Raw genomic sequence first — 23,516 nt, 5'->3', positions numbered from 1 at the left:
GTGGCGGTGGTCTACCCCGAGGCGGTCTGGTACACCTACGTCGACCAACACGACCTCGACCAGATCGTCGAAGACCATTTGAAGAACGGCCGCGTGGTCGAGCCGGTGCCGCCGGTGAGCACGGCAATATCCTGCAACATAGCTTTGCGGCGGTCGCCGAAGCCGGGGGCCTTGATGGCCAGCACGTTCAACATTCCGCGCAGTCGGTTCAGCACCAGAGTCGCCAGGGCTTCACCATCCACATCTTCGGCAATGATGACCAGGTCACGCTTGCCGATCTGCACCAGCTTCTCCAGCACCGGCACGATGTCGGCGGCGGCGGAGATCTTCTTGTCGTGGATCAGGATGTAACAGTCATTGATGACCGATTCCATTGTCTCGGGCGCGGTAATAAAGTAAGGCGAGATATAGCCGCGGTCAAACTGCATACCATCTACGTACTCGGTCTCGAACTGGAGGCTCTTGGACTCTTCGACGGTGATGACGCCGTCCTTGCCCACCTTGTCCATGACTTCGGCGATGAGATCGCCAATTTCAGAGTCGGCGGCAGAGTTAGAAGCGACCTGCCCGATCTCTTCTTTGCTCTCAATCTTCTGCGACTGCTTGCGAATGGTTTCCACGGCGGCTTCAGTGGCCTTTTCGATGCCGTGCTTGATGAGCATGGGGTTGGCCCCGGCGGCGACCATCTTCAGACCTTCGGTGGCAATGGCCTGGGCTAGGATCGTGGAGGTGGTAGTACCATCGCCGGCAATATCGTTGGTCTTGCTGGCGGCCTGGGAGAGGAGTTGCGCGCCCATGTTTTCGTAGGGGTCTTCCAGCGAGATTTCTTTGGCCACCGTCACGCCGTCGTGGGTGATGGTGGGCGCGCCGAACTTCTTGTCGAGCGCGACGTTGCGGCCTTTGGGGCCGAGGGTGGTGCCAACAGCGTTGGCAAGAATATCCATGCCGTTCTTGAGTTTGCGGCGAGCATCCTCATTGAATACAAGTTGTTTTGCGGCCATACGTAGCTATCCTTTCCGTGTCGTCACGGGAAATTACTTCTTTTTCTTGGCGACATTGCCTTCAACAATTGCAAGAACATCGCCTTCTTTGAAAATCAACAGCTTTTTGTCGTCGAGCTTAATTTCGGTTCCGGCGTATTTGGCGAACAAGACAATATCGCCTACTTGCACGTCCATCGCGATACGCCTACCCTGATCGTCGCGCGCGCCCGGGCCGGTCGCCAACACCGAGCCTTTTTGCGGCTTCTCCTTGGCAGTTTCAGGCAGAACGATGCCGCTGACCGTCGTTGTTTCTTGTTCCAGCGGTTCGACGACCAGCCGGTCGCCGAGGGGTTTGAGATTGAGGGACATTGATTATTTGCCTCCTTGCAAAAGCATAGAAATAGGGTGAGCGCCTTCGATCACTCAACAAATGGCTAAAAACCGGCGATTTTTCAGGCCATGTAAAAGAGACTTGCAGAAGCCGGGCACAGTTTTAGCTTGAACAGGCGTCTGAATCCTCTCCATTGACAAGAAGTATAAGGCGATAGAGTCTCAAGAGCGTCTCAAAGAGCACAGGAGACTTCACCCGGCAACAAAGAACGCCGAGAGTCTAACTCACAGCGTTCTTGTTCAAAATCACTTGGGAGTAGTGCGCCTTTAGTTGACCAAGTTCGGGTCAATAATATACTGCCACCAATTATAAGCAATCCCCTTGCCCGAGCCGGTGATGTGGGGCATCAACTTGAACCACCACATATGGTGCTCGCGAATGTCGCCGCCGCCCCAGTGCGAGTCGTCCACTTCAATCGGGACGCCTTCTAGGTTGGGGAAGTTCTTCCAGACGTGGTAGCGGCTCTTCACTTTGGTCTTGTTGCCCCACTCGTAATCTTTGGTGCTGTTGGGCGCGTAATGAACAATGCCCACCTCCGACTGGCCGGGATGGGTCTTGTCGTAGCGGGTGAAACGCTCCCACAAATTGTCGTCGCCGCTCTTGTGGCGATAAGTATGTTTCATGATCGACTCGGCCCGGTGGCCCAGGTTCTCCAGCATCTGCCCCGCGCCGCGCTCGTAGTTGAAGCCCATGATCACAAAACGCTTCTTGGCCTGGTCGGCGCCTTCTAGCACCGGCGCGTTGCACCAGAACGCCCCCGGCCCGCCCATGATCGACTCGTAGAAGCCGGCGTAAGGAAAAGCGTACAGCCAAACTTCGTCAATCGAGCCGCGATTCACTTTTTCAACAATTTCATACTTCTCAAGGATGGGCTTGTAATCCACCTCGTCCGGCGTGTGGAAGCCGGAGCCGGCCCGCAGGTGCTTCAAAAAATCTTCGGCCTTGTACACAAAGCCGTCCTTCTTGGCCGGGAAGCCGTCCACCTCGATCCGCTCGACCACGCCATAAGTAATGTAGCCGTAGCTGGCCTCCTTCACGTCGGCGATGTACTTCTGCGTCAACTCGTCGGGTTTGCTCCAGCCCATCACTTCCGAGAGCTTCTTGCCCCCTTCCGATTTGATCGTCGGATTAAAGACAATCACCGACACGTTTTGATGAATGGGCTTGGGCCTCTCACCAGCCTTTTCGTGGCTGTCTTGCAGGCTGGCCGCCGCATCTTTGGCTTTCGAAAGCGCCTCGCTGGCGGCGTGTTGCAGGTTTTTACCAACGTCACTCATATCGGCCTCCGGAAAAATGAAAATTTGGACTAAGTTTGCAGGTTTATAATACACCCATGCAAATTCTAACGGTAGACGTCGGCACCGGCACCCAGGACGTCTTTCTCTTCAACCCCGATCTTGACTTGGAAAACGGCTTCAAGCTAATTATGCCATCTCCAACCATGATCGTCCATAACCGGCTCCGGCAAGCCACTGTCCGCGCCGAGGCCGTCCTGCTCACCGGGGTGATGATGGGCGGCGGCCCTAGCCAGTGGGCGGCCCGCGACCATGTCCGCGCCGGCTACCCGCTCTACGCCACGCCCGGCGCCGCCCGCACCTTCAACGATGACCTCGATTGGGTGCAGAATGAAATGGGAGTCCGAATCATCAGTGACGACGAAACCGACACCCTGCCCGACGCCGTGCGGATTGAATTGAAGGATTTCGACCTGGCGGCTCTGGCAACCGCCTTTGCAACGTTTGGCCTGACTCTGAACCCGGACGCCATCGGCGTGGCCGTCTTTGATCACGGCGACTCACCACCCGGCTACTCCGATCGTCAGTTCCGGTTCGACTATCTCGACCAGCGCATCCGCGCCCACAACCGGCTCTCGGCCTTTGCCTTTCTTTCAAACGACATCCCGCCAATCATGACCCGCCTCCAGGCCGTGGCCGTCACCCACAACAGTGACGCTCCACTCGTCGTCATGGACACCGCCCCTGCCGCCGTGCTCGGGGCCACCTTCGATCCCGTCGCCGCCGCCCCTGAACGAGTCATCCTCTGCAACGTCGGCAACTTTCACACCCTGGCCTTTCGCCTGGGGCCGCTTGGCGTCGAAGGCGTCTTCGAGCATCACACCGGCGAAATCAATCAAGTGAAACTTGAATCGCTCCTGGAGCGTCTTGCTAACGGCACGCTCAGACACGCCGACGTGTTCGACGACATGGGTCACGGCGCTTTGTTATACTCAACCGACCCAATCGCCAAGCCGCCGCTGATCGTCACCGGCCCGCGCCGCGCCCTCATGCGCGGCTCGCGCCTCGGCCCCTACTTTGCCGCGCCGTTTGGCGACATGATGATCGCCGGATGCTTCGGCCTGCTGGCGGCCATGGCCGACGTTCTGCCTGACGATGAAATTCGTGAAGCGATTCGTCATTCAATGAAAGGTGGAGCGGGCAAGCCGCCGTGGGAAATGTGAAGGATGAGGGATAAATTATGAAACCAACGATTCATCCTTCACTCTTCTGCCTTCATCCTTTGTGAACAACCTCGACCTTCTCCTCTCCGATCCGCCCGGCGAAGCCCTCGGCCCCGAAGTGCGCGTCACCGCCTCGCCGCTGGGCCGCTCGTCTCAGCCTGCCCCGCTTCCGGCAGGAGGCATCCCTGCATTGTCCGCCGCGCTGGAGACTCTTTCCACCGATCAGATCAGGCAGGTCGGCCTCGGCCTGTATTCCGCCATCACTGCCGAGTCCGGTTTGCGCGACTTGCTGGCCGCCAACTTGCGTCAGAACGAAAACCTGCGCCTGCGCTTGCAGATCGAGCCGCCCAACTTGCGCCGCCTGCCCTGGGAGGCGCTTTATCAGGAACCGGCCGGCTTCCTCATCTTCAACGCCATTTCGATCACCCGCTTCGTCGCCGTCGGCCTCCAGCGCGCCCAACCTATTGTCGCCCAACTGCCTCTGCGCCTGCTGGTCGTCAGCGCCATGCCGGGTGAACTGCCGCAGCTCAACTTCGAGGCCGAGCGGGACAATCTCATCTCGGCTCTGGCCGACGAATCAGAGAAGGGCTGGGTGAAGCTGGAGTTTGTAGAGCACGCCACTCGCGACAAAGTGCGCGAAGCCCTCACCACCTTCAGCCCGCACGTCCTGCACTTCTCCGGGCACGGCAAATTTGCCGAAGGCAAATCGGCGCTGGCCTTTGAAGATCAATACGGCGATCTGGATTCGGTGACGCCGGATGACGCCGCCATCCTCGTCGGCGGCCTGCCCGACCTGCGCCTGATCGTCCTCAACGCCTGCGAAACCGCCATTGATTCAACCGCCCAACCGCTCACCGGCATCGCGCCAAAAATTCTGCAACGCACCGGCATCCCCGCCGTCGTCGCCATGCAAGCCCCGATCTTTGATCGGGCCGCCGTCGCCTTCACCCGCGCCTTCTACAACCAACTGGCTCAGGGCCGGACGGTGGACGAGGCCATGCGCGAGGGGCGGCTGGCGATCTACAACAGCAACAGCGCCAACGCCTCGTTTGCCGTGCCGGTGCTTTTTCTGTCGTCGGAGGATGGCCTGCTGGTGGACTTTCCTCAGCAGAGCAAAGAACGGGTGGTGGCCCAGGCTCGACTCGGCTTCGACGCCGTGCGGGCCGAGCCGGTCACCGAAACGACCACGGCCACCCTCAACCGCTGGCAAATTCATCTCAAGGCCGCCGCCCGGCTCTACAAACAACTCGCCGCCTGGAAGGGCCTGCACGATCTTCTGCACGACCTCAACGAGTCGCTCGAATTTGTCCTGCTCGAGCTGCCCCGCCTCGACAAAGCAACGCCCGACCTCAACTACGTGATCGAATACTGGGCGCGATGTCAGAGCACCTTCCGCCGCCTCGAAGATTTCGCTCAAACCGGCGCGGCGGCCATTACCACCGAGCCGTTCACTAAAAGTGGCGGCCTCACCGGCGACCCCTGGATCGTCGAGTCACTCATTAGCGAACAGAACTTCGACGCGGCGCTGGCCGAGGGCAGTTACAAAGCCGTGTCGGGCGTTGCCCGCAAACTGCGGCAGACGATTCAGACTCACATGAACGCCGCCGACAAGTCGCTTGAAGATCGGGCTGCCGAACTGCGCCGTTTGGCCGACTCGTGGACCCAACCCGACGAACTCCCCTCTGCGCCCGACCTGGCCCAAGCCATCACCGAACTGGATAAACTGCACGCCACGTTGTACTCGGCGGTTGAGAAACACGACATCTTTCAGGATTTGGACAACGACTTCACCCGCCTGCGCGACGAGGCCCGCCGCCCGGCCTGGGAGTGGGAAGCCGTCTCGGCCGCCTGGGCATTTTGCCGCTCGGACGTGATTGACAGCCGTTTCATTCCCTTCGCCAAAGAATCAGGTGAACTGGCGGCGAAGAACGGCGACCTCTCCGGCTCGGAGTGGTGCGTGACCCTGGCCCGGCAGGCAACCATGCTGGAGGCTCAGATTGCCAACGAAGAGCAGGCCGCCGTGCGCAAAACGTTGCGTGAGATGGGAACGGCCATTCGCACCCATTTCTTTATCGCCGACAAAGAACTGAAAGATTTGACTTCAACATTGGACTCGTTGTCTGATGACTTGTTGGAGATTTTGAGGAAGAATAAAACATGACCATGCCCGACACGCTCTCCTTTTCCGAAATTCGCGCCCGCCACGCCGACCTGCTCAAGGCCGCGCCGGCCTCCGGCGCTGGCACGCCCGAACGCCTGGCCGAGATCAGAAGCTTCATCGAGGCCGCGCGGCTGGCCGGGCGGCAGGTGACCGACGAGGATGACCGCGAGTATTTGCGCGGCCTGCTCACCTTTTGGGGCAACACGGTTTACAACCAGACCCGCACCTATCCCAACGTGAATCTGGAGTTGTTTGCCGGCAAGCCTGGCCTCAAGAGCGTGAAGCCGGGCGAAGGGGTGAAGGCTGAATCAACTCCCCCCGCGAGCGGCGGCAACCCCGTGATGTGGTTCGTGCTTGCCGGTCTGTTCCTGATCGTCATTGTGTTCGTGGCCGTCCCCGTCATCCTGTCCGGGCTTAGCGGCCAGGCCGGACCGACGGCAGAGCCTGGGGCGAGTCCGGCGACGTTGACGGCCATCGCGGAGATTGGAGTTCCTACTTTCGACTCGCTCGGCACGCCGGAGCCAAACTCCACGCCAACCCTGCCCGGAACGGGCGGCGGGGGCGGCAGTGTCTCGCCCCTGTCTTTCATCTCGGTACAACTGATCAAGCCGGCGTTCGACGAGGTGGTGGCGGTGGGCCAGCCGGTGGAGATTGGCGGCACCTACTCGAACCTGCAAACCGGCTGGCGGCTGTTCTACGTCGTCACCGACTTTGAAACCGGCGACTCGATCATTCTCCCGGAATCGTTGCCCATTGACGTTGACGGTTCCACCGGCGTGTGGACGGCGACGACGGCTCTGCCCAGGCCGGGCCTTTACAGCGTGAGTGTTTACATTGCTACCTCAAGCAGTGAAATCGCCCGGCTTCAAGCCTGGGCCGACTCAGCTAAAGCGGTCACGCCGAGCGAAGAGTATGATGGCGTGATTCTCTTCCGCGACCTGTCCATCTTTGAAGCAAAATAGTTCGACCCCCTCTGTCCCCCCATTTTGCGTTGGAGTTCGCAAAATGGGGGGATGAGGGGGGCCAAGAATGGAGGCTTCCATGAAACACATCCGCATCCTTTCATTCGTCGTTCTGGGGCTGGCCGCCTGCGCCCGCTTCTCCGGCCAGCCCGATGTTCCCGACTTGCCCACTACTGATCCGGTTGAGCGGCAACTGCGGGTGCTCGACACTTTGTCGGCGGCGCTGGACGAGCAGTTTATTTATGAAGACCTGGGAAGCAGTGGCTGGAAGTCGGCTCACGCCGACTATTTGGCGCAGGTGAAGGGCGGGCTGACCGAGGTTGAGTTTGAGGCGGCGCTGGGAGACCTGGCGGCCAAATTGCCGGGCGAGGGCGGCGTTTATCAGTCGCGTAGCGAACGCATTCAGGCCGATCTGCAAAACACGTCGCTCTATTCCGGCATCGGCGCTTACGTGTCGGTGCGGGCCGGGCCGGAGCCGCACATCGTCATCCTGTCCATCATCGAAGGCTCGCCCGCCGGCCTGGCCGGGTTGAAGGCGCACGATTCGATCTTCAGCATTGACGGGAAGCCGGTGACGGCTGAGGAAGGAATGGACGTGGTGCAGAGAGTGCGCGGCGAGGCCGACACGACGGTGAAACTGGAAGTGGGATCGCCGGGCGAGCCGCGCCGCGCGGTGCAAGTGACCCGGGCCACGCTCGCCGCCGCCGACACTCTCAAAGGCGGCGTCCTCACTCGGAGCGGGATTCTATACTTGCTCATGCCCGTCGCTAGCGATGATACACTCATGGATACGATGTCTCAGGCGCTGGAAAACATCAGCCAGCAGAATCAGTTGACCGGCGTCATCATTGATCTGCGCGTGGCCCACACCTCCGGCGGCTGGCCGCTGAGCGAGATGCTGGCGCTTTATGCCGACGGCCGGCTGGGCGAGTTTTATTCGCGCACCAAAAGCACGCCGGTGCAGATAAAAGGCGTGGATGTGGGCGGCTCGCAAGGCCTGCCGATCGTTCTCATCATCGGCCCGGACACTGAAGGCTCGCCCGAAATCTTCGCCGCCGCCCTGCAAGCCTCCAAACGAGCCACTGTCATCGGCCTGCAAACGCCCGGCAAGATTTTTGGCTACACCACCGTGCCTCTGCCCAACGGTTCTTACTTCACTTTTGCCAGCCAGTCGTACAAGACCAGCAAGGGCCAGGACCTGGCCGAATTTGGGGTGAAGCCGGATGTTGAAATCAAGGCTGATTGGGATGAGGTGGATTTGGAGAACGACCCGGCGATTGACAAGGCGATTGAGCTTCTGGTGAAAGGACAATGATCGCGGATGGAGGGTCAGGAGTCTATTCGAGCACAATATCAACGCTACGGCGTCAAAGAGTTCTACGAACGCTTCGGCGGCGATTACAGCAACCCGCACGAGCGGGCCATTCAACACGCCTTGCAGGCCGCCGTTGAAACCTGGCCTGTTGATCTGAGTCGCGTCCTCGACCTGGCTTGCGGCAGTGGCGAAGCCACGCTGGCGCTAAAAGCATTGGGCGCTGATAAGATTGACGGCGTTGATCCTTACACGGCTGAGGCGTACTTCGCCCGCACCGGCCAAACCGCCGAGCCGTTCACCTTTGAGCAAATTGCCGCCGGGGCGCTTGCGGCAGCAGGCCGGAGCTACAGCCTGATCGTTTGCAGTTTCGCTCTGCACCTGCTTCAGCCCTCGCGCCTGCCCGCACTGACCTACCAACTCAGCCTGCTGGCCGACTCGCTCCTCATCCTCACCCCGCACAAACGCCCGGCCCTGAAGCCGGAGTGGGGCTGGACGCTGACGGGAGAGTTGGTGGTGGAACGGGTGAGGGTGAGATATTTCAAATCAGGGGTCAGAACGGGAACGTAGATAAAACAAAAAGAGAGCAGCGAAAATCTGCGTTCGCGAAGCATCAGCATTTATCTGCGTCCCGAAGGACCGGTCTGAGCAATTACAGAATTGCAGTCTATATGCCAATATCACTATTCGATAAACTCCAAGCCTCCCCCCTCCTCGCCGACGGCGCGATGGGAACCATGCTCCACGCGCGCGGCGTGGGATTCGACGAGTGCTTCGACGGCCTCAACCTGATCCAGCCCGCGCTTGTGGCCAAAGTGCATCGCGGCTACATCGAAGCCGGGGCGCAACTCATCGAGACCAACACCTTCGGCGCGAACCGCTACAAGTTGGCCCGGCACGGCCTCGCGGCGCAAGCGCGCCAGATCAACGCCTCGGCGGTGGCGTTAGCGCGGCGCGTAGTTGAAGCCTCGCTCAAAGAAGTCCTCGTCGCCGGATCGGTTGGCCCGTTGGGAGTCCGGCTCGCGCCTTACGGGCGCGTGAGAACGGAGCAAGCCTACGCCGCCTTTCACGATCAGATCGCAACCCTGGTCGCCAGCGGCGTGGACTTGATCATCGTCGAGACCATGAGCGACTTGCGCGAAGTGGCCGAAGCCGCGCGGGCGGCGAAGGCGGTGAGCAAACTGCCCGTCATCGCCAGCATGACGTTCACCCGCGACGATGTGACCCTGCTGGGTGACACGCCCGCCAAAGTCGCCCAGGAGTTGATCGCCTGTGGAGCCGACATCGTCGGCGTCAACTGCTCCAGCGGCCCGGCGCAGGTTCTGCGAATTCTTCACGCCATGAGACAAGCCGCGCCCGAGGCAAAATTTTTGGCGAAGCCAAACGGCGGCTGGCCGGAGAATGTGGGCGGCCGGATCATGTACCCGGCTACCCCTGAATATTTTGGCGAGTATGCACTGGCCTTCGTGGAGGCCGGGGCCGCCATCGTCGGCGGGTGCTGTGGGACAACGCCTCAGCACATCGCCGCCATGCGCGCCGCGCTCGATCAGCCCCGGCCCGGGACCCCAACACAATCCATTGTCGTTTCAGCGCTGGAGCGCGAAGAACGAACGACCGAGGCCCACCCACCCACCCGGTTAGCCGAGAAGTTTGCCGCCAAACAGTTTGTGATCGGCGTGGAGATGCACCCGCCCAAAGGCCTCTCGACTCACAAACTGCTGGCCGCCGCCAACCTGCTGGCCGAGGCCGGGGCCGACGTGATCAACGTGGCCGACAGCCCGATGGCCCGGATGCGGATGAGCGCCTGGGCGGTGAGTCATTTGATTCAGGATGAAGGTGGAATTGAAACGGTTCTGCACTTCCCCACGCGCGGGCGAAACTTGTTGAGGGTGCAGGGCGACTTGCTGGCGGCCCATGCCCTGGGTTGCCGGAACATCTTTGTAGTCATGGGCGACCCAACCGCTATCGGCGATTACCCCGACGCCAACGACAAATACGATCTCGTTCCGTCAGGCCTGATCAAGTTAATCAAACAGGGATTCAACGTGGGCCTCGATCACGCCGGACAGGAGATCGGCCAGCCCACCTCATTCTACGTCGGTTGCGCCGTCAACCCCTGCGCCCCCGACGTGGACAAAGAGATCAAAACGCTGAGGAAGAAAATCGCCGCCGGGGCCGACTTCGCCCTCACCCAGCCCATCTTCGAGACCGGTGTTGCCCGCGAGTTTTTGCGCCGCTACGCCGACAAGCACGGCCCGCTCGAACTGCCGATTCTGGCTGGCGTGCTTCCGCTTCATAGCGCCCGCCACGCCAACTTCTTCCACAACGAAGTGCCGGGCGTGATCATTCCAGAGAGTTTGCGTGAGCGGATGGAGAAAGCCGGGAGCGCAGGCGCGCAAGAGGGGATGAAGATTGCCGTCGAACTGCTCACTGAACTGCGCGAGTTTTTGCAGGGCGTGTACCTGATGCCGCCCTTCAGCCGCTACGATCTGGCGGCCGAGATTATTGATCAGGTGAGGGAGAAAGTTTGACGACTGACGACAGACAATAGACGGACAACTTTCGTCCTTCGTCCATCGTCTGTCGTCGCTTCACGGGCAAGCAAACAAAAACGGCGCAATCTGGCAGTACAAGTTGTAAGCGTCAACGTAGTAGACCGCCGCCGCGACCGCCCCCAGGCAACAGCACAACACCAAACACCCCACGCCCGCAATCACCCAGCGGCGATCCATGCTGCCGGCTTGAGGTGTTGATTGCGGCAATTGATATTCAGGCTGATATTTTGGGATGGGCGGCGCGGCCTGCTCCGGCGGGCGGGTGGACATTTGCGGCATGGCGAATGCCGGCCGGGGCGGCGGCGGCTCGCTCGACATCGTCACCGGCCCGATGCTTCCCACAATCGTGGCCGCCATGTCCGGCGGAGTCGGCTCAAAGGTCAGCGTTACCGTCTCGCCCAAATTGATCACGTCGCTCTTCGACAACAACTTCTGCCCGGCCAGCCGCATCGAATTGACAAAGGTGCCGTTGGTGCTCCCCAAATCTTCCAGCGCAAACGTGCCCATCTGCCGCGTCAGCCGCACGTGATGCCGCGAAATTTCGGCGTCGTTGATCACGATATCGTTCGACACATCGCGCCCCAGCGTCACCACGTCCTTCACCAGTTCAAACGTCTTGCCCGGCGTCGGGCCGCGTTGCATGAGCAAACGAAATGAGCCACTCTGCATAACTATCCTCCTGATGTAGCGCAAGTATACGCAACTATCCCCGGCGCGCAACCTGATATACTTTTGCCCATGCCCACCCCCTTTTACCACCTGCGCCTGGCCCGCGAGCTACTGCCCGCCTGCCCGCCGCTCGTCCAACAGCACGCCGCCGAGTTCTACCTGGGCAACATCGCCCCCGACGCCCAAAACATCTCCGGCCAGACGCGCGAAGCGACTCACTTCTTCGACGTGCCGATGAAAGACCGGACTCCCGCTTCGCAAGCCCTCTTCCGCCTTCACCCCGGTTTGGCCGACTCTGCTAAATTGCCCCCCTCTCACGCCGCCTTCCTCGCCGGCTACCTCTGCCACCTCGCCCTCGATCAGCAGTGGATCGGCGACATCTTCGACCCCGTCTTCGGCCTTGATGCAGACTGGAGCAATTTCCGCCATCGCCTTTTCATCCACAACGTCTTGCGCATCTACCTCGACCGGCTCGACTGGCCGCTGTTGCGCGACGGCGTGGGCGAAACACTTTGCCGCGCTCAACCTGATCGCTGGCTTCCCTTTCTGGCCGACTCGGCCCTGAGCGGCTGGCGCGACTTCGTGGCCCGCCAACTGGCCGACGGCGCCGAAGCCCAAACCATCGAAGTCTTCGCCAAACGCATGAGCCTCTCGCCCGCCGAATTTGAGACTCTGCTACAATCGCCCCCGGCCATGCAAACCCAAATCTTCGACCGCATCCCGCTCACCGCCCTCGACGACTTCCGCGCCCGCGGCCTCGCCCTCAGCCGGAACGTAATTACCACATATCTTCACAATGGCTGAGTCCATTAACCACCAAGGCACTAAGACACTAAGCTTCACCAAGAAAACTTTGTGGAACTTCGTGGCCTTGTGCCTTTGTAGTGAACACCTCTTTGAATGAAAGACTGACTATGCGACTGTTCATCACCGGCATCAAAGGCCAACTTGGATCGGAACTGGCGCGGCAAGCCATGACTGCAGGAATGGAACTTGACGGTGGCGACCTTCACGAATTCGACATCACCAACCTCGCCCAGACTCGCGCCGCCATCGGCGCACACCGCCCGGACGTTGTCCTGCACTGCGCCGCCTTCACCGACGTAGACGCCGCCGCCCGCCAGCCCGACCTGGCCTACCGCGCCAACGGCCTGGGCACGCAAAACGTCGCCCTGGCCTGCGCCGAAGCCAACGCCGCCATGCTCTACGTCAGCAGTAACGAAGTCTTCGACGGCGCGAAAAACGAGCCGTATCGCGAATTCGATAACACCAACCCGGTCAACCCCTACGGCTACTCCAAACTCGCCGGAGAAAAATTCACCGCCCTCCTGCTCAACCGCTTCTACATCGTTCGCACCTCCTGGCTCACCTCAAAAGGCGGGCGCAACTTCGTCCACCGCATCCAACAACTCGCCGATGAGAACGGCGGCCTAAAAGTTGTGACCGACGAAGTGGCCTGCCCCACTTTCACTCCCGACCTCGCCGCCGCCATCCTCAAGCTGATTGCGACCGGAAGTTACGGCATCTATCATCTGGTGAACGGCGGCTACTGCTCGCGCTTCGACTACGCCAAACACATCCTTGAACTCAGTGGCCGCCGCCACGTGCCAGTGGAACCGATTCTGCTCTCGGACTTTTCTCGCCCCTCAACCCCGCCCAAATTTACACCCCTTGCCAACCAGGCCGCCGCCGCGCTGGGCATCACCCTGCGGCCCTGGCAAGAGGCGCTGGCCGAGTTTCTGAGCGTGTAAAAGACAAGGAGACGCGGAGAAGGGGAGACAAAAGAGAACTCCTTGTCTCCTTGTCTCCTTGTCATCTTGTCACCCTGTCATGCTCTCCATCATCATCCCCAACTGGAACGGCGCTTCCCACCTACCCGCCTGCCTCAACTCTCTTCGACAGCAAACGCTTCAGGAGTTTGAAATCATCGTCGCCGACAATGCCAGCAGTGACAATTCGCGCGAACTGCTCGCCCGCGACTACCCGGAAGTGAAAGTGATCGCTCTGGATCGTAACGCCGGTTTCACCGGGGCCAGCAACGCCGGGCTGAGGGCGGCCAAAGGCAACATCCAAATTCTGCTCAACAACGACACCGAAGTTGATCCAAACTGGCTGGCCGAAGTCGCCGCCGCTTTTGATCGTCACCCCGAAGCGGCCATCGTCGCCTCAAAGATGTTGCTCTTTGATCAACGCGACACCTTTCACACGGCGGGCGACCTGTATCGAACCAACGGTCTCCCGGCAAACCAGGGGGTCTGGCAGAAAGACGTCGGCCAGTTTGACGAGGGCCATGTCTTCTCAGCCTGCGGCGGCTCGGCGGCGTATCGCAAAGTCATGCTCGATCAAATCGGCTTGCTCGACGACGATTTCTTTTTCTCGTGCGAGGATGTGGACCTGGCCTGGCGGGCGCAGTTGGCCGGATGGAAAGCCGTGTTCGCCCCGCGAGCGGTTGTGTTTCACAAACTCTCGGCCACCGGCGGCGGGGCGACCGCCAGTTTTTATGATGGGCGCAACTTCATTTACGTGCTGGTCAAAGACGTGCCGGCGAGCGTATGGCGCAAACACTGGCGTGAGATAATCGGGGCGCAGTTGCGCCTTGCGCTTGAAGCCCTGAAAGCCTGGCGCGGCCAAGCGGCCCGCGCCCGCTTGCGCGGCCAGCTTGCCGGAGTGCTGGCCCTGCCCAAACTGCTCGCCAAGCGAAAGCGGGTGCAAGCCACCCGCAAAGTTTCGGATGAGTATGTTCTTTCAATTTTGAGTGACTTATAAACGATATTGCGTGGTGCGTAGTGCGTATCTCCTTACGCACCACGCACCACGCAATATGCAACACAAAACTGTGACCAACGCCACCTTCCTCTCTATCATCATTCCTGCCCACAACGAAGAGCATCGCCTGCCGCCCACCCTGGCCTCGATCAACGCCTACCTCGACAAGCAATCGTACGCGAGCGAGATCGTCGTCGTCGAGAACGGCAGCCAGGACCTCACCGCCGTCGTCACCGAGGCCTTCGCCGCCGATCATTCACGCACGCGACTCATTCGCGAGAGCGCGCGAGGCAAGGGCTTGGCCGTGCGTCGAGGTATGCTTGAAGCCAAAGGCCAGTTCCGCTTCATCTGCGACGCCGATCTCTCGATGCCAATTCAAGAGATCGCCAAGTTCCTGCCGCCTCAGCTTGAGAGCGCTGAGGTGGCCATTGGTTCACGCGAAGCGCCAGGAGCCAGGCGCTACAACGAACCGCCGCATCGCCACATTATCGGGCGTGTCTTCAGTAACCTGGTGAAGTTCTTCGCCCTGCCCGGCTTCGAGGACACGCAGTGCGGCTTCAAGTGCTTCTCAGCCAAAGCCGCCGAGGATATTTTCCGGGTGCAGGTGTTGAATGGCATGAGCTTCGACGTGGAGGCGCTCTACATCGCCGTCAAGCGCGGCTACCGCGTGGCCGAAGTGCCCATCAACTGGTATTACCGCTCCGAGAGCCGCGTCCGTCTGCTCGACGACTCGCTCCGCATGTTCAAGGACATCCTCACCATCCGGCAGAATTGGGAACAGGGGAAGTATGAACGACGATAGACGACGGACAAGGGACGACGGATAATCATTCGTCATTCATCACCTGTCATTCATCATCTGTCATTTGTCATTCTTCATTTGTCATTCTTCATTTGTCATTTGTCATTCTTCATTTGTCACGACCATGCCCACCCTCAAACTTGAACGCCGCTTCCTCGCTCAAGGCCATCATCTGATCGCCGGCATTGACGAGGCCGGACGCGGAGCCTGGGCCGGGCCGGTGGTGGCCGCCGCCGTCATCCTCCCCCTCAACCGCCGTGACCTGGCCTCGGCCCTCAAAGGCGTGAACGATTCCAAGAAGCTCACCGCCCGCCAGCGCGAAAAGTTGTACGCAGCAATTTGCGACGTGGCCGTGTCGGTTGGTGTGGGCGGGGCCGGGCCGGGCGAAATTGACTCGAACGGCATCGTGCCCGCCACCCGAGCCGCCATGCAACGAGCGGTTGCCATGCTCCACCCCCAACCCAAAGCTCTCCTCATTGACGCCGTCAACCTCTCCTCTCTCTTCTCTCTTCCTCAACACTTTTTGAACTACGGCGACTGCCTCTCCCTCAGCATCGCCGCCGCCTCCATCGTCGCCAAAGTCAGCCGCGACCGGGCGATGGTGAAACTTGATGCGCTCCATCCCGGCTACAGCTTCGCGAAGCACAAGGGCTACGGCACGGCCCTGCACAAAGTTGCGCTGGAGGAGTTGGGGGTGAGCGAGGTACATCGGAGGAGTTATGGGCCGATCAGGGGGTTACTGGAGAAAGCAGGGTTATAATTCTGATGAAACATCAGCGAATACCATTATTGGAACTTCATCTATGTCAATTCACATTCTCCGCGAACGAGCCACACCTGAACAGATAGCTGCTATGCTGGCAGACTGGGGCGTTCTGATCAAAGTTGCAGTTGATGTACAGCGCGAAATCATGGCCGGCGGCGGCGAGATGCACGCAGATAGCGAAGCAGTGCTTCTGGCTGATGGAAGCAGGCAATCCGATTTATGGGGCGCGAATTGGTACCCTGCCAGTAACGAGATACGATTTGAGGCGATCATCAACCTTCGTTCACGAGACGGCAACACTAAAACGGAAGTGCAGAATCCGGCTATTCGCGCCAAAATGGAAAATATCATTCGCCAACTTTTGGCAGGTGACTCATGAAAGACTTTGCCGTAGTTCAGAAAAGGTTTATGCGCGATCCCTTGCCAATCCGTTTGGGCGGGTTGGCAGCAGATTTAGCGCGGGTGAGTTCAACGGCGATGAATCCCGTTAATTCGCAGGTCGTTCAAGTTTTACTGGAGGAAGCGCGACGGTTTATCGAATGGACAGCGACAGAGACCAAATCCGATACAGCAAGTCAGCTTGTTGATCTGCAAATTAATCTCACGTTGTGGCTTCATGTCTGGCCAGTTGCTTCCACAAACTCCTTTCAGCGAGCTTTGCTGGCCCATCAAGCATCAGAATGGTCAGACAGGGTGTTAGCGATGTCAGGCCTCACAGAAGAAACCGCTGTTTCCGCCTGATGCCTCTCGCCCTCATCCACGACTGGCTCAACCAACTCGGCGGCGCCGAAGACGTGCTGGAAGTGCTGGCCGAAATGTTTCCCGGCGCGCCCGTCTTCACCTCCATTTACTGGCGCGAGAAGATGCCGCCCAAATATCGCCAGTGGCCGATCCGCGCTTCATTTATGGATCGCCTGCCAGCCATTCACCGCTATCATCAGCCCTATCTTCTGCTTTACCCGTTCGCCTTCGAGCGCTTCGACCTCACCGGCTTTGACCTCATTCTCTCCAACAAGAGCGGCTTCTGTCACGGCGTCCGCAAGCCACCGGGCGCGGTGCACATCTGTTACTGCCTCACGCCCACTCGCTACGTCTGGGGCTTTGACGACTACGCAACCCGTGAAGGCTTCAGCCCGGCCCAGCGCCGAATCCTGCTCCCCGTCCTCAACCTGCTCAAACAGTGGGACAAGGCCGCCGCGCAACGTGTTGACCATTTCATCGCCATTTCGTCGGAAGTTCAGCGGCGAATCGCCCGCTTCTATGGCCGCGAGTCGGTTATCATTTACCCGCCTGTGATGACAGATCGATTCAATATTGCCGACTCTGTTGGCGACTATTTTCTCTGCCTGGGCCGCCTCATCCCTTACAAGCGAGTCGATCTCGCCGTGCGCGCCTGCACCGCCCTCAACCTGCCCTTGCTCGTCGGCGGCGACGGGCGCGACCGGGCGCGGCTGGAAAAAATGGCCGGGTCTACGGTAAAATTCCTGGGCCGCGTGCCAGAGGCCGACCTGCCCGATCTCATGGCTCGTTGTAAAGCCTTCATCTTTCCAGGGCTGGAGGACTTTGGCATCACCCCGGTTCAGGCCCAGGCGGCGGGCAGACCTGCCATCGCTTTTGCCGGCGGCGGCGCGCTGGACACCGTCATCGAAAATCAAACCGGCCATCTCTTCCACGAGCAGACTGTCCAATCTCTAATCTCCACTCTCAAATCATTCGACTCGTCCAAATTTGATCCAGCTTTTATCCGTGCCCACGCCCTCAAGTTTGATCGAAAGGTGTTTGAAAGAGAACTGCGCAACTTTATAGAGTCGGCTATCCCCGTCAAACGACAGGCGTAAAACGTCAAGATCACGTTTGTCGTTTGACGTTTCACTTTTGAGACTTCATGGAACTTCGCCTCTACTTCCTCATCCTCCGCCGCTGGTGGTGGCTCGTCGCCATTCCGGCCCTCGTCGTCGGCGCGGTCGGCCTGGCTACCTATCAGCGCCCGCCCACCATTTACGGCGCAACCGTGCGCTTCAACGCCAGCCTGCCGCCGGCACTCGGCAGTTCCGGCTTCGATCCCACTTATTACAGTTGGCTCACTTCAGAGTACATCGTCGGCGGCCTCTCAGACTGGATCAAAACGAGCGCCTTCGCCCAGGCCGTGAGCGACGAACTCGCAACACAAGGCAAGACTCTGCAAGCTTCGTTCACGTCTGACTACGTCCGTAGTCAACTGGTGCTCTTCGTCAACGGCAGTGATGCCGACTCGGTTAAAGCCGCCGCCGAGGCCGCTGTCGTTGTCCTGCAAAATCGCAACGCCGAAGCCTTCCCCCAACTTGGCGGCGCAAATGCGGTGGTGGCTGTTCTTGATACACCGACCGTCGGCGCCTCCTCGCCCGGACTCCGTTCGATGATCGATCTCCCCATCCGACTCGGCCTCGGTTTGGCCGTCGGCGTCGCCCTCGCCTTCATCGCTCATTATCTCGATCCCTTCTTACGCAACAAGCATGAAATTGAAGCAATGGGCCTGAAGGTGTTGGGCGAGATACCTAAGAAATAGAATTCAGAAGTCAGGACTCGGAATTTAGAATTTTTATTCTGGCTCCTGACTTCTGACTCCTGAATTCTGGTAAGATTGGCCTTCGGAGAATTTCAATGACCATCAACGAATACGTTCGCATCATTTGGCGGCGCGGCTGGATTCTGGCCCTGGTGGCCGCCCTCACCGCCGCCTCGGCCTTCGTCTTCAGCAAACTGCAAACGCCGATCTACAAATCCACCATCTACTTGCTGGTGCAACCGGCCCGCACCGACTTCGGCCTCACCCAGTCGGCCAAGATTCTTCTGCGCTCTTACGTTGCCTGGATGGACACCGACAACCGCGCCAAAGACGTGATTGAGGCGATGCAACTCGACACCGAGCCGCAAACCCTGCGCGGCAACATCACCATCGCCTCCGACGACTCGCGCTTCGTCATCCAAATTGACGCCAAGAACGAAAATGGCGACCTGGCCAACGACGTTGCCAAAAAGTGGGCCGAACTTTTCATCCAGTGGCGCAATGAGGAAAATCAGAAACAGCGCAAAGAAGATCGGGTGGACGCCATCCTCCTCGACGAGCCGCGTTTCGTCACCGACCGGCCCAAGACCTCCATCAACACCATTGCCGGCGGCGTGCTGGGTCTGCTCATCGGCGGCGTCATCGTCTTCATCCTGGAATATCTGGAGTCCGCCGTCATCCGCTCCGCCGCCGACATCGAACGCCAATTCAACCTGCCCGTCCTCGGAGCCATCCCGGCCGCCGAAGGAGCGCGAAGAAAACGCTAGAGCGACAAAAGACGTAGGACGAAGGACGAAAGTTGCCGTCGTTCGTCATTCGTCATTCGTCACCCGAAGGGGTCATTCATGAAAGACACCCTCATCACCCTCACCGATCCTCGTTCATCCGCCGCCGAAGCCTTTCGCACCCTGCGGACGAACCTCACCTTCTCCGGCCTCGAAAAGCCGCTCACCACTCTGCTTGTCACCTCGGCCTCGTCTGACATCCTGGCGGGCAAAAGCAGTGTCGTTGCCAACCTGGCCATCACCTTCGCCCAGGGCGGGCGCAAAACGATCCTCGTTGATTGTGATCTGCACCGCCCCGCGCAACACACCCTTTGGGATTTACCCAACGATCGCGGACTGAGCAACTTTGTTCTGGAAGGCGGCGACCCCGAAAAGCACGGGCTGGCCGCCGCCGCAGGTGTGGATGACTTGTTTCTGCTCCCCTCCGGCCCGCTCCCGCCCATCCCCGCCGACCTGATCAGCTCCAAGAAGATGGATGCCGCCATCGCCGACCTGAAATCGCGCGCCGACATCGTCTTGTTCGACGCCCCACCCGTCGTCGCCGTCACCGACGCCGCCCTGCTGGCCACCAAACTCGACGGCGTCCTGCTCGTCCTCAGCGCCGGCCACACCCGCCGCGAACACGCCGCCCAGGCTAAGGAACTGCTCGACAAAATCAAAGTCCGCATCGTCGGCACGGTGCTGACGAATGCGAGCGTGGATTCCAAAATGAGCAATTACTAAATCGATTCAACTATGGAAACTTCACCTCTACACATATTTTTTCGGATCCTATCCTATCGCTATACCCTTTATGGAGCTGTAGGATTTGGTGTTGGCTTGGCGTTATTTATGAGCCCGTGGTCCCTTGCTTTCCCGACAGATAATGTGTTTGTTGAAAGGGCCACAAGAGCCATGTCGTTACTCATAGCTTGCGGTATTGGCGGGGTTGCCTTGGGTTACGCCACCCACATTCGACAAAACGTCAAGACGTATGCGCTTGCGAGTATGTTGGGCGGTTGCGGATCAATTGCGGCTTCGTTTTTCTCTTCCACATTTACAGATCAGTATTTGTTTCTTGCATTCATAGATTTTCTACAGCCTGCTCTGCTCGGCCTTTCCATTGGGGCCGCTCTGGGGGCCATTCAGCGAAAACCAGCAGTTTGGCAATTAGCTATAGCAGGCGCGGCTGGCTTTCCAATTGGAGCGTGGCTCTTTATGTTTTATATGCATCAATTACGCGAGTCGATTCCAGTTACGGAGGCCGCTTCCTCGATAGTTTGGTTGAATATGCTTGGCGGCGTTATTGTTGGGGCAATTGGCGGAGGATGTTTAGGCGCGGCACTTAATATGCATCATGATGAACAAAAGCTAATGGGGCACCAACTATGAAAGGCCTCATCCTCTCCGGCGGCAAAGGTACCCGCCTCTACCCGCTCACTTACACTCGCGCCAAGCAACTCATCCCGGTCGCCAACGAGCCGGTGCTCTTTCGCGTCATTCGCGCCATCCGTGACGCCGGTATCAACGACATCGGCATCGTCGTCGGCGACACCGCGCCCGAAATCAAGGAAGCGGTGAACAGCGGCGAGCGTTGGGGCGTGAAGATCACCTATATCGAGCAGTCGGCGCCCGCCGGGCTGGCCCACGCCGTCAAAGAGTCGCTCGACTTTATCGGCGACGACCGCTTTGTGATGTTTCTTGGCGACAATGTGATTCAGGGCGGCATCAGCCCTCTCATCCGCCAGTTCGCCGACAGCCAGTGGAACAGCCAGATCGTATTGACTGCCGTCGAGAACCCGCAACAGTTCGGCGTGGCCGAACTCAACAGCGACGGCACGATCAAACACCTCGTCGAAAAACCGAAGAACCCGCCCTCCAACCTAGCCCTGGTCGGCATCTACATGTTCGACCAGCACATTCGCGAAGCCGTCCACGCCATCAAGCCCTCATTCCGCAACGAGCTTGAAATCACCGACGCTATTCAATGGCTGATCGAGCAAGGCTACGCCGTCCATCCTTACGTTCACACCGGCTGGTGGATTGACACCGGCAAGCCTGGCGACATGCTCACCGCCAACGCTCACGTGCTGGAAGAAGTGAAGCCTCACATTGACGGCGCGGTAGACTCGGCTTCCAAACTAGATCCACGGGTGACAATCGAAAAAGGGGCGGTGGTGGAGAACAGCGTCATTCGCGGCCCGACCATCATCGGCGAGAACACCGTCATCCGCGATTCGTACATCGGCCCGTTCACGAGCATCTATCATCATTGCCTCGTCGAGAAGAGCGAGATTGAGCACACGATTGTGCTGGAGAACAGCAAGGTGCTTGACGTGCCCTATCGCATCGCCGACAGCATCATCGGGCGCAACGCCACTGTCACCCGCTCCGAGATCAAACCTAAAGCGATCAAGATGAATTTGGGTGATTACAGTCAGGTGGGCGTTTTGTAGAGAGCATCATTTCTAATCCGCAGGGCGACGTTGTTCTGGAGATAGGCTTTGGCCTTGCCGGGGAACTTCTCCAGCGGAACCAAGCCTATCTTTAGAATCAAGGGATGTGGGCGGATTAGAGGCGTGACTAGCGACTGATGTCATTCGTGATCCGCCCCGCCGCCGCTGCCGACCGCCCTTTCCTTCGCGCCTTCATGCGCGAACACTGGGGCGATGAGGCGATGGTTGACCGTGAGCGCGTTTTTTATCCCGCCGAGAACCCGGCCTTCATTGCCGAAGACGGCGGCGAGGTGGCGGGTGTGGTGACGTATGATGCGCAAGACGGCGAGTGTGAAGTCACCAGTCTCAACAGCCTGCGCCGGGGGCAGGGCATCGGCGGGGCGCTGATGGATACGGTGATTGCCGAGGCAAAGAAAAAGGACTGTAAGCGTGTGTGGCTTCTCACCACCAACGACAATCTCGTTGGCCTGAAGTTTTACCAGAAGCGCGGCTTCAGGCTGGTGGCGCTCTATCCAGGCGCGATTGACGTTGCCCGCAAACTCAAACCGCAAATCTCGCTCATTGGCGAAAGCGGCATCCCGATTCGCGACGAACTGGAACTTGAACTGAAACTTGTCTAACTGTAAGGAACGCCTGGAACGCAAACGGAATTTGCAGGATTTGTTTAGCTGAGGATGTCATTCCGAGCCGTGCGCTTCGGCGAGGAATCTCTAGGCCAGCCCAGAGATTCCTCGCTTTGCTCGGAATGACAACCCAGACAGTTGGGTAAACCATCCAAGATAACTTTGCGTCCTTTGCGTCTTTGCGGTGAAAAACTGTTGATTATGAAAAATCTTCTCGTCACCGGCGGAGCCGGGTTCATCGGCTCCAATTTTTGTCCATCACATGCTTGGCAAGTATGCCGGCTACAACATCGTCGTCTTCGACAAGCTGACCTACGCCGGGCGGCTAGAGAATTTGAAACCGGCAGAAGGCAACCCGCGCTTTGCCTTCGTGCGGGGCGACATTTGCGATGGGGCCGCTGTGCGGGCCGCTATCAAAGAGCACGACATTGACACTATTGTCAACTTCGCCGCCGAGACTCACGTGGACCGCTCCATCCTGGAGTCTGATGCCGTCGTGAAAACCAACGTCAACGGCACGCACGTTTTGCTGGAGGCGGCCAAAGAGTTCAAACTCGAACGCTTCCACCAGATTTCCACCGACGAGGTATACGGCCAGGTTCCCGCGCCCAACCGCAGTGTCGAGGGCGACCCGCTGGAGCCGCGAAGCCCGTACTCGGCCAGCAAGGCTGGAGCTGAACATTTGGTGTACGCCTATTTCGTCACCTACGGTTTGCCCGTCACCACCACCCGCGGCTCCAACAACATCGGCCCCTATCACTATCCCGAAAAGGCCGTGCCGCTCTTCACCACCAACGCCATTGACAACCAGCCACTCCCCATTTACGGCGACGGAATGCAACAGCGCGACTATCAATACGTGCTCGATCACTGCGAAGGCATTGACGTTGTGTTGCACAACGGCAAGCTGGGCGAAGTTTACAACGTGGGCACGGGCGTGGAGACGCACAACATTGACATGGCCCGCAAGATTCTCGACCTGCTTGGCAAGCCCCACAGCCTGCTGACGTTCGTGGTGGATCGCGCCGGGCACGACCGCCGCTACGCCCTCGACGTGAGCAAACTGCGTGCCCTGGGCTGGGTTCCCGGCCACACCTTTGATCAGGCGCTGGAGTTGACGGTGAAATGGTTCGTGGACAACGAGCCGTGGTGGCGGCCCATCAAGTCTGGCGAGTATTTGGAGTATTACCGCAAGCAGTACGTGGAGCGGGAGAAGTAAAAACGAAACGCCTATTTATGCTTTTTCGGCTCTGCCGGATTTACCGTGAAAAGAAATTTTGGACGCGGATGAACGCTGATTTTC

25 protein-coding genes are annotated in these 23,516 nt (G+C 59.2%); 21 read left to right on the top strand and 4 right to left on the bottom strand.

Going from position 1 to position 23,516, the window contains the following annotated elements; genetic code table 11:
- Positions 1-35 precede the first annotated feature (35 nt).
- The 3 genes from groEL to HYZ49_19275 form a co-directional block, all read right to left on the bottom strand.
- Positions 36-1,001 carry a chaperonin GroEL gene (groEL, locus tag HYZ49_19285; GenBank protein MBI3244428.1) on the bottom strand — a complete coding sequence of 322 codons (966 nt, stop codon included), beginning with the start codon at positions 999-1,001 and terminating at the stop codon, positions 36-38.
- 33 nt (positions 1,002-1,034) lie between these two features.
- A complete protein-coding gene (gene groES / locus HYZ49_19280; protein ID MBI3244427.1) occupies positions 1,035-1,352 on the bottom strand; it encodes a co-chaperone GroES in 318 nt (105 codons plus the stop codon).
- A 288-nt stretch (positions 1,353-1,640) separates the two neighbouring features.
- On the bottom strand, positions 1,641-2,651 hold the full coding sequence (locus tag HYZ49_19275) for a hypothetical protein (GenBank protein ID MBI3244426.1): 1,011 nt from the start codon (positions 2,649-2,651) through the stop codon (positions 1,641-1,643).
- Between the two features lie 56 nt (positions 2,652-2,707).
- Between HYZ49_19275 and HYZ49_19270 the strand changes: the two genes are divergently transcribed.
- The 6 genes from HYZ49_19270 (at position 2,708) to HYZ49_19245 (ending at position 10,798) form a co-directional block, all read left to right on the top strand.
- A complete protein-coding gene (locus tag HYZ49_19270) occupies positions 2,708-3,832 on the top strand; it encodes a pyruvate formate lyase-activating protein (protein ID MBI3244425.1) in 1,125 nt (374 codons plus the stop codon).
- Positions 3,833-3,893: 61 nt separating this feature from the next.
- A complete protein-coding gene (locus HYZ49_19265) occupies positions 3,894-5,993 on the top strand; it encodes a CHAT domain-containing protein (protein MBI3244424.1) in 2,100 nt (699 codons plus the stop codon).
- Positions 5,990-6,955, top strand: a complete 966-nt coding sequence (locus HYZ49_19260; GenBank protein MBI3244423.1) for a hypothetical protein — start codon at positions 5,990-5,992, stop codon at positions 6,953-6,955. The genes HYZ49_19265 and HYZ49_19260 overlap by 4 nt, the downstream gene beginning before the upstream one ends.
- 79 nt (positions 6,956-7,034) lie before the next feature.
- The gene (locus HYZ49_19255; protein ID MBI3244422.1) at positions 7,035-8,270 is read left to right on the top strand and encodes a PDZ domain-containing protein; all 1,236 of its coding nucleotides are present in this window, start codon (positions 7,035-7,037) and stop codon (positions 8,268-8,270) included.
- 6 nt (positions 8,271-8,276) lie between these two features.
- On the top strand, positions 8,277-8,837 hold the full coding sequence (locus tag HYZ49_19250) for a class I SAM-dependent methyltransferase (protein MBI3244421.1): 561 nt from the start codon (positions 8,277-8,279) through the stop codon (positions 8,835-8,837).
- A 101-nt stretch (positions 8,838-8,938) separates the two neighbouring features.
- Complete coding sequence (locus tag HYZ49_19245; protein ID MBI3244420.1) at positions 8,939-10,798, top strand: bifunctional homocysteine S-methyltransferase/methylenetetrahydrofolate reductase; 1,860 nt, start codon at positions 8,939-8,941, stop codon at positions 10,796-10,798.
- 60 nt (positions 10,799-10,858) lie between these two features.
- Here the strand turns inward: HYZ49_19245 and HYZ49_19240 are convergent, their stop codons facing one another.
- Positions 10,859-11,491 (bottom strand): FHA domain-containing protein, encoded by a 633-nt coding sequence (locus HYZ49_19240; protein ID MBI3244419.1) that lies wholly within the window; start codon positions 11,489-11,491, stop codon positions 10,859-10,861.
- A 69-nt stretch (positions 11,492-11,560) separates the two neighbouring features.
- On the opposite strand from HYZ49_19240, the gene HYZ49_19235 reads away from it, so the two are divergent.
- From HYZ49_19235 to rfbB, 15 genes are all read left to right on the top strand, one after another.
- Positions 11,561-12,295: a zinc dependent phospholipase C family protein gene (locus HYZ49_19235; protein ID MBI3244418.1), complete on the top strand. Its 735-nt coding sequence runs from the start codon at positions 11,561-11,563 to the stop codon at positions 12,293-12,295.
- Between the two features lie 110 nt (positions 12,296-12,405).
- Complete coding sequence (gene rfbD / locus HYZ49_19230) at positions 12,406-13,242, top strand: dTDP-4-dehydrorhamnose reductase (GenBank protein MBI3244417.1); 837 nt, start codon at positions 12,406-12,408, stop codon at positions 13,240-13,242.
- A gap of 79 nt (positions 13,243-13,321) precedes the next feature.
- The gene (locus HYZ49_19225) at positions 13,322-14,257 is read left to right on the top strand and encodes a glycosyltransferase family 2 protein (protein MBI3244416.1); all 936 of its coding nucleotides are present in this window, start codon (positions 13,322-13,324) and stop codon (positions 14,255-14,257) included.
- Between the two features lie 55 nt (positions 14,258-14,312).
- Positions 14,313-15,059: a glycosyltransferase family 2 protein gene (locus tag HYZ49_19220; protein MBI3244415.1), complete on the top strand. Its 747-nt coding sequence runs from the start codon at positions 14,313-14,315 to the stop codon at positions 15,057-15,059.
- A 124-nt stretch (positions 15,060-15,183) separates the two neighbouring features.
- Positions 15,184-15,819, top strand: coding sequence for a ribonuclease HII (locus tag HYZ49_19215; protein MBI3244414.1), 636 nt, complete (start codon positions 15,184-15,186; stop codon positions 15,817-15,819).
- Between the two features lie 43 nt (positions 15,820-15,862).
- Complete coding sequence (locus tag HYZ49_19210; GenBank protein MBI3244413.1) at positions 15,863-16,204, top strand: hypothetical protein; 342 nt, start codon at positions 15,863-15,865, stop codon at positions 16,202-16,204.
- Positions 16,201-16,566 carry a hypothetical protein gene (locus tag HYZ49_19205; GenBank protein MBI3244412.1) on the top strand — a complete coding sequence of 122 codons (366 nt, stop codon included), beginning with the start codon at positions 16,201-16,203 and terminating at the stop codon, positions 16,564-16,566. Before HYZ49_19210 ends, HYZ49_19205 begins: the two co-directional genes overlap by 4 nt.
- A complete protein-coding gene (locus HYZ49_19200; GenBank protein ID MBI3244411.1) occupies positions 16,566-17,663 on the top strand; it encodes a glycosyltransferase in 1,098 nt (365 codons plus the stop codon). The genes HYZ49_19205 and HYZ49_19200 overlap by 1 nt, the downstream gene beginning before the upstream one ends.
- A gap of 47 nt (positions 17,664-17,710) precedes the next feature.
- Positions 17,711-18,370, top strand: coding sequence for a hypothetical protein (locus HYZ49_19195; protein MBI3244410.1), 660 nt, complete (start codon positions 17,711-17,713; stop codon positions 18,368-18,370).
- A 95-nt stretch (positions 18,371-18,465) separates the two neighbouring features.
- Positions 18,466-19,137 carry a hypothetical protein gene (locus tag HYZ49_19190; GenBank protein ID MBI3244409.1) on the top strand — a complete coding sequence of 224 codons (672 nt, stop codon included), beginning with the start codon at positions 18,466-18,468 and terminating at the stop codon, positions 19,135-19,137.
- Positions 19,138-19,215: 78 nt separating this feature from the next.
- Entirely contained in the window at positions 19,216-19,878 is a 663-nt protein-coding gene (locus HYZ49_19185) for a CpsD/CapB family tyrosine-protein kinase (GenBank protein ID MBI3244408.1), read from the top strand.
- Positions 19,879-19,890: 12 nt separating this feature from the next.
- Entirely contained in the window at positions 19,891-20,526 is a 636-nt protein-coding gene (locus HYZ49_19180; GenBank protein ID MBI3244407.1) for a hypothetical protein, read from the top strand.
- Complete coding sequence (locus tag HYZ49_19175; GenBank protein MBI3244406.1) at positions 20,523-21,590, top strand: glucose-1-phosphate thymidylyltransferase; 1,068 nt, start codon at positions 20,523-20,525, stop codon at positions 21,588-21,590. Before HYZ49_19180 ends, HYZ49_19175 begins: the two co-directional genes overlap by 4 nt.
- Positions 21,591-21,727: 137 nt before the next feature.
- Positions 21,728-22,210 carry a GNAT family N-acetyltransferase gene (locus tag HYZ49_19170; GenBank protein MBI3244405.1) on the top strand — a complete coding sequence of 161 codons (483 nt, stop codon included), beginning with the start codon at positions 21,728-21,730 and terminating at the stop codon, positions 22,208-22,210.
- A gap of 265 nt (positions 22,211-22,475) precedes the next feature.
- Positions 22,476-23,432 carry a dTDP-glucose 4,6-dehydratase gene (gene rfbB / locus HYZ49_19165; GenBank protein ID MBI3244404.1) on the top strand — a complete coding sequence of 319 codons (957 nt, stop codon included), beginning with the start codon at positions 22,476-22,478 and terminating at the stop codon, positions 23,430-23,432.
- Positions 23,433-23,516 lie beyond the last annotated feature (84 nt).

It is taken from the genome of Chloroflexota bacterium, from assembly GCA_016197225.1.
GTDB lineage: Bacteria > Chloroflexota > Anaerolineae > Anaerolineales > VGOW01 > VGOW01.
The sequence above is the reverse complement of the archived record's forward strand: the minus strand, read 5'-3'. Positions and strand labels throughout refer to the sequence as shown.

Bases quoted from the DNA above. Each gene is read 5' to 3' on its own strand.
- groEL (MBI3244428.1), bottom strand. From the start codon at position 1,001: ATGGCCGCAAAACAACTTGTATTCAATGAGGATGCTCGCCGCAAACTC.
- groES (MBI3244427.1), bottom strand. From the start codon at position 1,352: ATGTCCCTCAATCTCAAACCCCTCGGCGACCGGCTGGTCGTCGAACCG.
- HYZ49_19275 (MBI3244426.1), bottom strand. From the start codon at position 2,651: ATGAGTGACGTTGGTAAAAACCTGCAACACGCCGCCAGCGAGGCGCTT.
- HYZ49_19270 (MBI3244425.1), top strand. From the start codon at position 2,708: ATGCAAATTCTAACGGTAGACGTCGGCACCGGCACCCAGGACGTCTTT.
- HYZ49_19260 (MBI3244423.1), top strand. From the start codon at position 5,990: ATGACCATGCCCGACACGCTCTCCTTTTCCGAAATTCGCGCCCGCCAC.
- HYZ49_19255 (MBI3244422.1), top strand. From the start codon at position 7,035: ATGAAACACATCCGCATCCTTTCATTCGTCGTTCTGGGGCTGGCCGCC.
- HYZ49_19250 (MBI3244421.1), top strand. From the start codon at position 8,277: ATGGAGGGTCAGGAGTCTATTCGAGCACAATATCAACGCTACGGCGTC.
- HYZ49_19245 (MBI3244420.1), top strand. From the start codon at position 8,939: ATGCCAATATCACTATTCGATAAACTCCAAGCCTCCCCCCTCCTCGCC.
- HYZ49_19240 (MBI3244419.1), bottom strand. From the start codon at position 11,491: ATGCAGAGTGGCTCATTTCGTTTGCTCATGCAACGCGGCCCGACGCCG.
- HYZ49_19235 (MBI3244418.1), top strand. From the start codon at position 11,561: ATGCCCACCCCCTTTTACCACCTGCGCCTGGCCCGCGAGCTACTGCCC.
- rfbD (MBI3244417.1), top strand. From the start codon at position 12,406: ATGCGACTGTTCATCACCGGCATCAAAGGCCAACTTGGATCGGAACTG.
- HYZ49_19225 (MBI3244416.1), top strand. From the start codon at position 13,322: ATGCTCTCCATCATCATCCCCAACTGGAACGGCGCTTCCCACCTACCC.
- HYZ49_19220 (MBI3244415.1), top strand. From the start codon at position 14,313: ATGCAACACAAAACTGTGACCAACGCCACCTTCCTCTCTATCATCATT.
- HYZ49_19215 (MBI3244414.1), top strand. From the start codon at position 15,184: ATGCCCACCCTCAAACTTGAACGCCGCTTCCTCGCTCAAGGCCATCAT.
- HYZ49_19210 (MBI3244413.1), top strand. From the start codon at position 15,863: ATGTCAATTCACATTCTCCGCGAACGAGCCACACCTGAACAGATAGCT.
- HYZ49_19205 (MBI3244412.1), top strand. From the start codon at position 16,201: ATGAAAGACTTTGCCGTAGTTCAGAAAAGGTTTATGCGCGATCCCTTG.
- HYZ49_19200 (MBI3244411.1), top strand. From the start codon at position 16,566: ATGCCTCTCGCCCTCATCCACGACTGGCTCAACCAACTCGGCGGCGCC.
- HYZ49_19195 (MBI3244410.1), top strand. From the start codon at position 17,711: ATGGAACTTCGCCTCTACTTCCTCATCCTCCGCCGCTGGTGGTGGCTC.
- HYZ49_19190 (MBI3244409.1), top strand. From the start codon at position 18,466: ATGACCATCAACGAATACGTTCGCATCATTTGGCGGCGCGGCTGGATT.
- HYZ49_19185 (MBI3244408.1), top strand. From the start codon at position 19,216: ATGAAAGACACCCTCATCACCCTCACCGATCCTCGTTCATCCGCCGCC.
- HYZ49_19180 (MBI3244407.1), top strand. From the start codon at position 19,891: ATGGAAACTTCACCTCTACACATATTTTTTCGGATCCTATCCTATCGC.
- HYZ49_19175 (MBI3244406.1), top strand. From the start codon at position 20,523: ATGAAAGGCCTCATCCTCTCCGGCGGCAAAGGTACCCGCCTCTACCCG.
- HYZ49_19170 (MBI3244405.1), top strand. From the start codon at position 21,728: ATGTCATTCGTGATCCGCCCCGCCGCCGCTGCCGACCGCCCTTTCCTT.
- rfbB (MBI3244404.1), top strand. From the start codon at position 22,476: ATGCTTGGCAAGTATGCCGGCTACAACATCGTCGTCTTCGACAAGCTG.